Origin of the sequence: Pseudobythopirellula maris (assembly GCF_007859945.1) — a bacterium.
Taxonomy (GTDB): domain Bacteria; phylum Planctomycetota; class Planctomycetia; order Pirellulales; family Lacipirellulaceae; genus Pseudobythopirellula; species Pseudobythopirellula maris.
Genome location: NZ_SJPQ01000001.1, coordinates 1740609 through 1752228, shown reverse-complemented (window position 1 = coordinate 1752228; position 11620 = coordinate 1740609). Strand labels below are relative to the sequence as shown.

The following is an 11620-nucleotide window of genomic DNA, read 5'->3' as shown; positions in this document are numbered from 1 at the left end:
TTACAATGCTCGCGGCCGTGGCGGCGGCCGCCATCTCTTCTCCAACCATCCGTTGCATTCGATCGGCGAGCCAGACCGCTCTGGCGCACCCGTTCGGCTGCCGCGGATCTTTTCCCGTGCATCGAAAGAGGCTGAGCCATGTCAAGCGAAGGACGCAAGCCAACCACCACCGACGCCGGCATCCCCGTCGCCAGCGACGAGCACTCGCTCACCGTCGGCCCCGACGGCCCGATCCTGCTGCAAGATCATTACCTGATCGAGCAGATGGCCAACTTCAACCGCGAGCGGATCGCCGAGCGGCAGCCGCACGCCAAGGGCTCCGGGGCGTTCGGCCACTTCGAGGTCACGCACGACCTGAGCGCCTTCACCAAGGCGGCCGTCTTCCAGCCAGGAACGAAGACCGACACGCTGATCCGCTTCTCCACCGTGGCCGGCGAACGCGGATCGCCCGACACGTGGCGCGACCCGCGCGGCTTCGCGCTGAAGTTCTACACGTCCGAGGGCAACTACGACATGGTGGGGAACAACACCCCCGTGTTCTTCCTCCGCGACCCGATGAAGTTCCAGCACTTCATCCGCTCGCAGAAACGCCGCGCCGACAACGGCCTGCGCGACCACGACATGCAGTGGGACTTCTGGACGTTGTCTCCCGAATCGGCCCACCAGGTCACCTGGCTGATGGGCGACCGCGGCATCCCCAAGAACTGGCGGCACATGAACGGCTACTCCAGCCACACCTACCTGTGGGTGAACGCCGGGGGCGAGAAGTTCTGGGTGAAGTACCACTTCAAGACCGACCAGGGGATCGACTTCCTCACCCAGTCGGACGCCGAACGGATCGCCGGCGAGGACGCCGACTACCACCGCCGTGACCTGTTCGACGCGATCGGGCGGGGCGACCACCCCAGCTGGACGCTGAAGATACAGATCATGCCGTTCGCCGAGGCCGAGGGCTACCGCTTCAACCCGTTCGACCTCACGAAGGTGTGGCCGCACGCCGACTACCCGCTGCAGGAGCTCGGCAAGCTCACACTCACCCGCAACCCGACCGACTTCCACACGGAGATCGAGCAGGCGGCGTTCGAGCCGAACAACCTCGTGCCGGGCGTCGGACCGAGCCCCGACAAGATGCTGCTCGGCCGCCTGTTCGCCTACTCCGACGCCCACCGCGCGCGGCTCGGGGTGAACTACAAGCAGATCCCGGTGAACCGGCCGCAGTCGCCGGTCCACAGCTACAGCAAGGACGGGGCGATGCGTGTGGACAACGTCACGGACCCGGTCTACGCGCCCAACTCCAAGGGGGGCCCGGCGGCCGACGGCGAGCGTTACCCCGAAGACGCCACCTGGGCCGCCAGCGGCGACTTCGTCCGCTCGGCCTACACCCTGCACGCCGAGGACGACGACTGGGGCCAGGCCAACACGCTCGTCAACAAAGTGATGAACGACGCCGAACGCGACCGGCTCGTCTCGAACGTCACCGGCCACCTGAAGGCGGGCGTCAGCGAGCCGGTGCTCAGCCGCGCCTTCGAGTACTGGCGCAACATCGACAAGACGATCGGCGACCGCATCGCCAAGGGCGTGCAGGGCTGAGCCGCGCGTCGCTTCGGACCCCCTCCTCTCTGCTCGCGGGAATTCAGGGAGAGGCGGGGCGAGCCGTAGCGCCATTAGCGCGCAGCAATCAAAGGGTGGCGGGGGCGCTCCCGTCAGGGAAGCCCCCGAGCCAGCCGGGGCGTGTCTCCACCGCACGGGGGCTTCCGCTTCGCGGTGCGCCCCCGCCACCCCCCCCATTTGCTAGGCTTCTTTGGACCGTCGTCGTTGCTTTGTACTTTCGTGGTTCCCTTCCTTGGGTACACACGAACTCAGCCTCCTTGCTCGGACATCGCGGCGTCGAACGCCACGCTGCTCGGCTGGAAGTCGATCTGCTTGACGAACGCGGCCGCCTCGGTGGCGCCTTGCTCGCGGTCCATGCCGCTGTCTTCCCACTCGACCGAGAGCGGGCCGTCGTATTGGATCACGTTGAGCGCCCGGATGATCTCTTCGAAGTTCACCCCGCCGCGGCCGAGCGAACGGAAGTCCCAGCCGCGCCGCGGGTCGCCAAAGTTCATGTGGCTCGACAGGATGCCGCTGCGGCCGTTGAGCGTGACGATCGCGTCCTTCATGTGGACATGGTACTGCCGGTCGGGGAACGCGCGGATGAACTCCACCGGGTCGACCCCCTGCCAGATCAGGTGGCTCGGGTCGAAGTTGAAGCCGAACGCCTCGCGGTGATCGACGGCCTGCAACGCGAGCTCGGCCGTGAACAGGTCGAACGCGATCTCCGTGGGGTGCACCTCCAGGCCGAACCGCACGCCGCACTCGTCGAACACGTCGAGGATCGGGTTCCAACGGTCGGCGAACTCTTGGTAGCCGGCGTCGATCATCGACTCGGGGACCGGCGGGAACGAGTAGAGCAGCGGCCAGATGCTTGAGCCCGTAAAGCCGTTCACGACCGAGACGCCAAACTTCTGCGCGGCGCGGGCGGTGTTCTTCATCTCCTCAATGGCCCGGGCGTTGACGCCGTCGGGCTCGCCGTCGCCCCACACGTGGGGCGGCAGGATCGACTGGTGCCGCTCGTCGATCCGGTCGCACACGGCCTGGCCGGCCAGGTGGTTCGAGATCGCGTGGCACTCCAGGTCGTAGCGGTCCAGCAGCGCCCGCTTGTCATTCACGTAATTGGGGTCCTCGAGCGCCTTGTCGACCTCGAAGTGGTCGCCCCAGCAGGCGAGCTCGAGCCCCTGGTAGCCGAATTCGGCCGCCTTGGGCGCCAGTTCCTCGAGCGGCAGGTCGGCCCACTGGCCGGTAAAAAGCGTGACGAGACGCGGCATGGGGAGATCCTCGATAGGGAGGGCGAGATTGGCTGAATAAGCAGAACGCGGGGCTAAATGACGAATTCAGAATGACGAAAAGGAGCGGACTTTCTCGTCATTCGGGCTTCGTTATTCGTCATTCTCCCCCGGTGCTATGCTTGGGGTATGAAGAGACTCATGCTAATCGGAATAACCGTCGCCGCCTTAGCGGGCGTGGCGGCGGCTGCGCCGGTGTCGGTCGAGATCGCCACCGAGCCGGGCCTGAACGTTACCGCGCCCCAAAAGTGGCTGCAACTCTTCGCCGAGATCGGCCAGACCGGCGTGCGGATCCGCGGCATGCGCGCCGGCGAGCGGCCGCGGCTCGAAGAGCTCGGCGGGAGCCGTCGCGTGGTGGGGGTGCTCACGCGCCGTGGCGACCTGCTGCTGCCCGGCGGCAAGTTCCGCCAGCGCGACCGCGCGGCCCTTGCCGACTACTTTGACCGAGTCGCCAAAGATGGCGCCGAGGGTGTCGAGGCCCCGCGTGGGCGGTTCGATCTCACCGAGAAGCAATTCCGCACAGCTTACGATGCGCTCAGCGAGCCGCTCGGATTCGCCACGAAGGACCAGCCGCCACGGGCGGTGGTGGAGCGCGTGCGCGACCGGCTGCCGATCGCGCTGGAGATCGACCGGGCGGCCGAGCGCACGCTCAACAACGCCGGCCCGCTGGCCGAGGATTTGGAGCCGCTCACCGTGGGGGCGGCGCTCGCCGTGATGCTGGCCCGCGACGGCCTGGCGCTCACGCCCGAGCACCCACGCGGAGGCGAGGTGCGGCTGCGCGTCGCGGTGGCGGGCGACGTCGCCGACTCGTGGCCGGTGGGGTACGACCCGCCGGCGAGCCCCCGCGAAACGGCGCCCGTGCTGTTCGAGTTCCTCAGCGTCGAGGTTGAGGGCTTCACGCTGACCGAGGCCCTGGATGCGATCACACCGCGGCTCGGCGGCCTGCCGGTCTACTGGGACCACGCCTCGATCGCCGAGGCGGGCGTCGACCCGGCGTCGACCCAGGTTCGGTTCGAACGCAAGCGAACCTACTACAAGCGGCTGATCGACAAGCTCGTGTTCCAGGCCCGGCTCAAGTCGCGGCTGCGCGTCGACGAGGCGGGGACGGCGTTCCTGTGGATCGGGCGCTGACGCTCACGGCTCGCCATCAACGACACGCACGTCGCTGATTCGCTGTGCATCCGTCGCGAGCATCACGAGTCGATCGAAGCCGAGCGCCACCCCCGCACAGGGCGGCAGACCGGGATCGGTCATCGCTGCGAGCAGCCGCTCGGGCAGCGGTAGGCGGGACTTGCCGTCGGCCTCACGCTGCTCGTTGGCCCGCTCCAAGCGGCGGCGCAGCTCCTCCGGGTCGGTCAGCTCGTGGTAGCCGTTGGCCAGTTCCAGGCCGCGCCAGTAGAGCTCGAAGCGCTCGGCCACCACGGCGCCCAGCTCGTCGGTCGTGGTCGCCGCCAGGGCCGATTGGCTCGCCGGGTAGTGGTAGAGCATCTCCGGCGCCTCTTGGCCCAGCGTCTTCTCGACGTCGGTCGCCAGCAGCAGGTTGAGCCACTCGTCGCGGTCGTCGAGTTCCAGCAACTCGGGCGGGGAGAAGAGCGAATCCTCGGCGAGCGACCTCAGCTCGTCGGTCGTGGCGGCGTGGGGGTCGACGCCGACCGCCTCGATAAACGCCTCGCGGTAGGTCGTGCGCTTGGCGGGCGGCGCGCCGAGCAGCTCTTGCATGAGGTCGTCGACCAGGTCCATGGCCGCCGTCAGGTCGTCGCCGGGGCGGTACCATTCGACGATGGTGAACTCGGGCGAGTGCTGGTCGCCATGCTCGCCGGCGCGGAACGATCGCGTCGCCTCGAAGATCGGGCCGGCGCCCTCGCAGAGCAGCCGCTTGTGGTGCATCTCGGGCGAGGCTTGCAGGTACGCGGTCGCTTTCGCCGACGGGGTGGGATCGTCGGGTCCGGCGTCCGTGGGCGGTGGGCTATCCCTCTTTAGATCCGTGACCTGGTAAAGGTCGATGTGCCGCTCGGGGATCGCCGCGGTTGAGACGAGCGGGGTTTCGACTTCGAGGAAGCCGCGGTCGCGGAAGAAACCGCGCAGCAGGTGGAGCAGCGCGGCGCGGCTGCGCAGGGATTCGAGGTTCATCACGCCTCGCCCACCGGTTGGCCGGCCAGCAGCGGCGGCATGGGGCAATCGAGCAGGTCCGACACGCCACGCAGCAACTCGGCCTCGGCCACCTTCACCTCGTTGTCGGCGCAGATTGCCGCCGCGCAGGCGTCGACCACCCGGCCGCGGTGGCGGGCCTCCACGCGGCGCAGCGTGGCGAGCGCGTCTTCCAGCTCGCGGAGGTTGCACTGCTCACGCGGGAGCAGCTCCAAACCGTTGATCGACGGCAGGTTGCGGGCGGCGGCGTCGAACGCCATTTGCGCTTGGCTAGGCGAGTGGCCGGCGTGGGCGAGGGTCGACAGCAACACGTTGCACGGGCCCTGCATGCGGCCAAGAGCGAAGTAGTCGATCCTTGGCGAGGGGACCCTCTCGAACTGCGGCCTCAGGTGCCGCATCAGCACTTGGCCGAGCGTCCACTCGAACAGCGCGATCCGCTGGTCGGCTTCGACGAGCGACTTGAAGGCCCGCATGAAGCGCTGGTACTGCGGCGAGGACATCGCTCTGAGCGCCGGCAGGCAGAGGTCGACAAGCGGCAGCCGCTTGCGGGCCTCGAGCCGATCGACGTCGGATGAGAGCCGCTCGGCTAGTTGGATCACGTCGGGCCGGGCCAAGCCATCGAGGCTGGCGAGCTGGGCGGCGCGTGTCGCGGCGTCGCGGTCGAGCAGCATCGCGTAAACGAGCGCCCGGGCCGAGTAGGGAGAGCGGGCCGAGGCGAGCAGCGTTTCGGGGATGGCGGCGATCAGCTCGGTGGCGTATTGCCGATGCGCCTCGAGCGGTTCGCCCACCTGGTTCCACGCCTCGTCGACAACGGCCACCGGCACGGTGTCGCTAGCAGCGCCCGCGAAGCCGGCCGCCTTGCCGCCGACAGCGGCGCCGACCGCTTCCGGGTAGCGGGCGCCGACCGGCTCGCCGAACTTGCCGTCCCACTCGGGTTCGATCGCCCGGATCCGCTTGCCGAGGGGCGGGTGGGTCGCCATCAGGCTGGAGAACCCCTCCCACACGCCCTGGGCGAAGTACATGTGGCTCATCTCCGACGCGCGAGGATGGCGCAATCGCGAGGCCCGCTGGGCGCCGCCGATCCGTTTGAGCGCGCCGCCGATGCCGCTCGGGTTGCGCGTGAACTGCACGGCCGAGGCGTCGGCCAGGTATTCACGCTGGCGGGAGACGGCCGCCTTGATCAGCCCGCCCATCAGGCTGCCGATCGAGCCGATCACCACCAGCGCCACGCCGCCGGCGATCACGGCGATGATCGCGGAGCCCCCGCCGCCGTTGCCGCTGTCGTTGCGGCGCGAGCTCATGCCGCCGCCGTGGAAGACCAGCCGCAAGAGGATCCGGCCGATCAGCCCCAGCAGCAGGATGCCGTGCAGGATACCGATCATGCGGATGCTCATCCGCATGTCGCCGTTGAGGATGTGCGAGAACTCGTGGGCGATAACGCCCTGCAGCTCGTCGCGCGAGAGCGACTCGGCGCAGCCGCGGGTGACGCCGACCACCGCGTCGCTCGAAGAGTAGCCGGCGGCGAAGGCGTTGATGCCGGGCTCCTCCAACAGGAAGACCGGCGGCACCGGCGTGCCCGAGGCGAGCGCCATCTCCTCGACCACGTTGAGCAGCTTGCGGGCGGTGGGGTCGGTGGCGTCGGGGTAAACGCGGCGTCCGCCGAGCGACTCGGCGACGCTCGTGCCGCCCCCCGCGCGGAGGGCGAGCACCTTGTAGAGCGTGCCCAAGACGATCAGCAGCAACGCCCCGACGCCGGCGCCCACGGGGACCTGCCACGGGTAAGGCTTGCCGTGGAGCGCGCGGTTCATGTCGTGCGCGGCGAGCATGCCGTAATAGGTCGCCCCGACGACCGCCGCCACGATCAACACCGTGGCCACGAGGAACATCCCGACGAGCCAAGCCGTGCTCTTGCGGGCGCGGTCCTGTCGTTCGAAGAAGTCGGTGGACATGGGATGGATTTCGGATTTCGGATTGCGGAATCACGCGCTGACGCGATGAGCAGGCTCGGACTGCGGCGCCAGGCGTGCGGCGCTTTCAATCCGCATTCCGCAATCCGAAATCCGCATTCGTCAGAAGCTCACCTTCGGGGCCTCGTTGATCTTCGCGTCGTCGAAGTCCAAGAGCTCGGCGTCGGCGCCGTGGCCGAAGAGGCCGGCGAAGAAGATCGGCGGGAACGTTTGCTTGTAAGTGTTGTAGTGCGTCACGGCGTCGTTGTACGCCTGGCGGGCGAACGCGACCTTGTTCTCCGTGGAGGTCATCTCCTCGGTGAGCTGCATCATGTTCTGGTTCGCCTTGAGGTCCGGGTAGGCCTCGCTGACGGCGAACAGCCGGCCGAGCACCGCGCCCAAGCCGCTCTCGGCGCCGGCCAGATTCTGCATCGCCTTGGCGTCGCCCGGGTTGGCCTTGGCGGCGGCCAGGGCGCCGGCCGCCTGGTTGCGGGCGGTGATCACGGCCTCGAGCGTCTCGCGCTCGTGGCTCATGTAGCCCTTGGCCACTTCGACAAGATTAGGGATCAAGTCGTAGCGCCGCTGCAGCTGCACTTCGATCTGCGAGAAGGCGTTTTGGAAGCGGTTCTTGAGCTTCACCAGCTGGTTGTAGATGCCGACGCCGAACATCAGCAGAAACACGCCAACGGCGCCGAGAACCAATAGGGCGATCAACCAAGGCGTCATGACGGACTCCAGTGCTCGGGGAAGGGTTCAGGCGTTATTCGTCGCCGGGGGCGATATCTTGGCTTTGTTTTGGCCAGCCGTAAGCGTTAGCGCCCGGAGCGGCTGGCATGCCGTTGCGTGCTCCTGGCCGCTCCGGGCGCTACCGCTTACGGCTCGCCACGGTCTTACTCCGGCGCGGTGGTCCGTTCGACGTACTCGCCGGTGCGGGTGTCGACTCGCAGCCAGTCGCCCTCGTTGATGAAGGCCGGGGCGAGGATCTCGGCGCCGGTCTCGAGCTTGACCGGCTTGCTGACGCCGGTGGCGGTGTTGCCCTTGGGGGCCGGCTCGGCCCACTCGACTTGCAGCACCACGTGGTTGGGGGCGGCCACGCCGATCGGGTTGTTGTCGAACGTCATGACCTGGCAGTCCATGTTCTCCTTGAGGAACTTGCCGACGTCTCCCACCTGCTCGGCGGTGAGCTCGTACTGCTCGTAGTCCTGGTTGTTCATGAACACGAACGTGTCGACTTGCTTGTAGAGGAACTGGGCGGTGAACTCCATGATGTCCGCCTCCTCGAGCGTTTGGCCCGCGCGGTAGGTGCGGTCCGTCACGGTGTCGCGCAAGAGGTTCTTCATCTTGCACTCGTAAAGAGCGGCGCCCTTGCCCGGCTTGCGGAAGTTCATCTCGACGCAAACGAACGGCGTGCCGTCGATCTGCACCTTCATGCCCTTGCGGAAGTCGCTTGTGCTGATCATTCCCACGCCTGGATCTCGCTTCGTTGTGAGGGACGGAATAAACTCGGTGGGAGGGGCGTCGCCCCCCGACGGCCCGCAGGGGCCCACCGATTTCGGGTCTGCCAATAGAGGAAACGAGATTCTAGCCCAGCCCACGACGCCTGTCCGCCCCCAGCCCACGCCCGATCCGGAGCTCGCGGCGCCTGCCGAAGCACGCCCCGACGGCTGGCGGGCCGCCCTGCGCGACGCCGTCCGCGACCCGGCCGAGCTCTGCCGGCTGCTGGGGCTGGAGGAAACGCTGGCGGGGCCCCTCGCCGAGAGGGGGGCCGCCGCGGCGGCCGGGTTCCCGCTGCTCGCGCCGCGCAGCTACATCGATCGGATGCGGCCAGGCGACCCGAACGACCCGCTGCTGCGGCAGGTGCTGCCGCTGGGCGAGGAAACCGACATCGTCGAGGGGTTTGCCGCCGACCCGGTCGGTGACTCCGCGGCCGAGCTCACGCCGGGGCTTCTGCAAAAATACGAGGGCCGGGCGCTCTTGGTGACGACCGGCGCCTGCGCGGTCCACTGCCGCTACTGCTTCCGCCGCCACTTTCCTTACGGCCTGGCGCCCAAGGGCGTCGAGGCGTGGCGGCCGGCGCTCGAGGCGATCGCCGCCGACGACTCGATCCACGAGGCGATCCTCAGCGGGGGCGACCCGCTCACGCTGGTCGACGCCACCCTCGCCGAGCTGGCGGCGCGGCTCGCCGCGATCCCCCACCTCAAGCGGCTGCGCATTCACACCCGGTTGCCGATCGTGCTGCCCGAGCGGGTGACCGACGCGATGCTCGGCTGGCTCACCGGCTCGCGACTGGCGCCCGTTGTGGTGCTGCACGCCAACCACGCCAACGAGTTGGCGGGCGCGGCCGTCGAGGCGATCGTCCGGCTCCGCTCGGCGGGCGTGCTGTTGCTCAACCAGTCGGTGCTGCTGCGCGGCGTGAATGACACAGCCGACGCCCAAGCCGCGCTGTGCGAGCGGCTGGTCGAGGTGGGCGTGACGCCCTACTACCTGCACCAGCTCGACCGCGTGGCGGGGGCGGCGCACTTTGAGGTTCCGGTCGAGCGGGGCAGGGCGATCGTTGCCGAACTCCGCCGCCGGCTGCCGGGTTACCTAATTCCGAAGTACGTGCAAGAGATCGCCGGCGAACCGCACAAGACCGTCTTGACCTGATCGTTGGGCAAGCAGTCCCGACTAAGCTTGGTCAAGGTTCAAGCAGTCCCGACTAAGCTTGGTCAAGGTTATGGAACCTTTGATGTCCAAAGCACCCCTTCTCACATCAAGCCCAACCTGTCTAGCAGCGGTTTTTCTTCTGCACGCCTCGTGTGCGTCCGCCGGTCTCTCGGAGTACGAATCGCAAGCCATTCCTTCGCCAGATGGAAAGTACCTGCTGGTTATTCTGACTCCAGATGGGGAAAGAGAAAGGCTCGACGAAAACGCTGCATCGGCTGAACAACAAGATGCGATGTCCGGTAAAAAGCGAACCCGATTGGCTCAGCGAGCCTTGGAGAAGCGTTACCCGAATAGCGGCTTGTACCGCAACGACGGATCAACCGTCTTGATCTGGCCGATTCATTACCTCCCCACCCCTAAAGAAGTTTATGTCTCAAGCGACGGCGTCCACTTGGTCGTCGCGTTCTTGAATTGGGATTCCGATAGCATATCCGAACGGGGGCGCGCAGTTGAGTTCTTCGCCAACGGTCAATTGCTCGCCGCGTACGACGAAAGCGAACTGTTGACTGGATATCTCGGGCGGGAAGTGCTCGCGCTGTTCACGGGAGTGGCACGAGTGACCGTCGTCGACGCCGCTCTCGACGACCCATCGGGGAACTACTTGCTTGAGACAAATTGGGGAGACTCCTTCCGATTCGATGTCACAACAGGTGAGATCATCGAATCACGAACCGCGGGGAGCGTCCAAATCTTCCTCCTCTGCCTTATGGGGACGGCTGCTGTTAGTGTGGTCTGGCTGCTGAGGAAAGTACTGATGCCGAATCTCAAGGCGGACCAAGAGTGATGCCAGATCCGATCGCCATTCACGACGCCTCGGCCCTCGAGCGGCTCCGCAAGGAGCTGCGCGTCGAGCCGGGGTTGGTGCGCCGTTGGCGGATCGCCTTCTTCAAGAAGTCGCTCGGCGCCGAGGCGGCGCTCGCCGAGCTGCCGCCGACCGCGCGCGAGGCGTTCGCCACGCGCGTTAGGCCGCACGCGCTCACACTCGACCGGCGGCTCGACTCCGACCTCGACGGCGCCACGAAGCTGATCTTCAAGACCGACGAGGGGTTCCTGGTCGAGTCGGTCGTGCTGCGTGCGGGGACGGGGCGGGTGGCGCTCTGCGTCTCGTCGCAGGTCGGCTGCGCCGCGAAGTGCGACTTCTGCGCCACCGGCCGGATGGGCATGGCGCACTCGCTCTCGGCGGCCGAGATCCTCGACCAAATGGTCCAGGCCAACGAGCTGCTACGCGACGAAGGCCGGCGGGTGCGGAACCTCGTGTTCATGGGCATGGGCGAGCCGCTCCACAACGAGGCCGCGCTGCACGAGACGATCCAATCGCTGACCGATCCCGCGATCTTCGACCACCCACCGAGCCGGGTGCTCGTGAGCACGGTCGGCTTGCCCGCGGGCATGCTGCGGCTGGCCGAGCGGTTCCCGGCGGTGAACCAGGCGCTAAGCCTGCACGCCGTGCGGCAAGAAACGCGCGAGCGGATTATTCCGTTGGCCCGGAAGGCGCCCTTGGGTGAGCTGCGTGATACGATCGCCGAGCTCAACCGCGTGCAGCCCGAGCGGACCGGCGTGATGATCGAGCACTTGATGCTAGCGGGCGTGAACGACTCGCCGGAAGAGGCCCACGAGCTTGCTACGTGGCTCGATGGGCTGCGGGTCCACGTGAACTTGATCCCGTACAACCGCGTGGAGGCGGCGCCCCACCTCTCGGGCTCGAGCGAGGCGACCCGCAAGGCGTTCGCCGACGTGCTCAAAGCGGCCGGCCACCCGACGACGATCCGCTACTCGATGGGCGCCGACATCGAGGCCGCCTGCGGGCAGCTGGTGCGTGGCGAGAATCGCGCGGTGGCCAAGCAGCTGGCGGTGCTGCGGGACTGAACGCACTCCCTCCCCTTGGTGGGGAGGGGGATAAATTTCTGTCCCCTCCCGACTACGGCGCTCGCTCAAACC

General features: G+C 67.4%; 10 protein-coding genes. 5 read left to right on the top strand and 5 right to left on the bottom strand.

Annotated features, from left to right (window positions below; all coding sequences use genetic code 11):
• Positions 1–138 precede the first annotated feature (138 nt).
• The gene (locus Mal64_RS06505; protein ID WP_146398210.1) at positions 139–1590 is read left to right on the top strand and encodes a catalase; all 1452 of its coding nucleotides are present in this window, start codon (positions 139–141) and stop codon (positions 1588–1590) included.
• A gap of 269 nt (positions 1591–1859) precedes the next feature.
• On the opposite strand, the gene Mal64_RS06500 is transcribed toward Mal64_RS06505, so the two are convergent.
• Entirely contained in the window at positions 1860–2864 is a 1005-nt protein-coding gene (locus tag Mal64_RS06500) for a sugar phosphate isomerase/epimerase family protein (protein WP_146398208.1), read from the bottom strand.
• A 159-nt stretch (positions 2865–3023) separates the two neighbouring features.
• Here Mal64_RS06500 and Mal64_RS06495 point away from each other — a divergent pair, with 159 nt between their 5' ends.
• Complete coding sequence (locus Mal64_RS06495; protein WP_146398206.1) at positions 3024–4013, top strand: hypothetical protein; 990 nt, start codon at positions 3024–3026, stop codon at positions 4011–4013.
• 3 nt (positions 4014–4016) lie between these two features.
• Here Mal64_RS06495 and epmA read toward each other — a convergent pair whose 3' ends face one another.
• The 4 genes from epmA to efp all read right to left on the bottom strand — a co-directional run bounded on the left by epmA (position 4017) and on the right by efp (position 8436).
• Positions 4017–5012: an EF-P lysine aminoacylase EpmA gene (epmA, locus tag Mal64_RS06490; RefSeq protein ID WP_146398204.1), complete on the bottom strand. Its 996-nt coding sequence runs from the start codon at positions 5010–5012 to the stop codon at positions 4017–4019.
• Entirely contained in the window at positions 5012–6979 is a 1968-nt protein-coding gene (locus Mal64_RS06485; protein WP_146398202.1) for a M48 family metallopeptidase, read from the bottom strand. The genes epmA and Mal64_RS06485 overlap by 1 nt, the downstream gene beginning before the upstream one ends.
• 120 nt (positions 6980–7099) lie before the next feature.
• A complete protein-coding gene (locus Mal64_RS06480; RefSeq protein ID WP_146398200.1) occupies positions 7100–7702 on the bottom strand; it encodes a LemA family protein in 603 nt (200 codons plus the stop codon).
• A 164-nt stretch (positions 7703–7866) separates the two neighbouring features.
• Entirely contained in the window at positions 7867–8436 is a 570-nt protein-coding gene (gene efp, locus Mal64_RS06475) for an elongation factor P (RefSeq protein ID WP_146398198.1), read from the bottom strand.
• 25 nt (positions 8437–8461) lie between these two features.
• On the opposite strand from efp, the gene epmB reads away from it, so the two are divergent.
• The 3 genes from epmB (at position 8462) to rlmN (ending at position 11548) form a co-directional block, all read left to right on the top strand.
• Positions 8462–9622 carry an EF-P beta-lysylation protein EpmB gene (epmB, locus tag Mal64_RS06470; protein ID WP_231993595.1) on the top strand — a complete coding sequence of 387 codons (1161 nt, stop codon included), beginning with the start codon at positions 8462–8464 and terminating at the stop codon, positions 9620–9622.
• 82 nt (positions 9623–9704) lie between these two features.
• Positions 9705–10466, top strand: a complete 762-nt coding sequence (locus tag Mal64_RS06465) for a hypothetical protein (RefSeq protein WP_146398194.1) — start codon at positions 9705–9707, stop codon at positions 10464–10466.
• Entirely contained in the window at positions 10466–11548 is a 1083-nt protein-coding gene (gene rlmN / locus Mal64_RS06460; RefSeq protein ID WP_146398192.1) for a 23S rRNA (adenine(2503)-C(2))-methyltransferase RlmN, read from the top strand. Before Mal64_RS06465 ends, rlmN begins: the two co-directional genes overlap by 1 nt.
• The last annotated feature ends 72 nt before the right edge of the window (positions 11549–11620 follow it).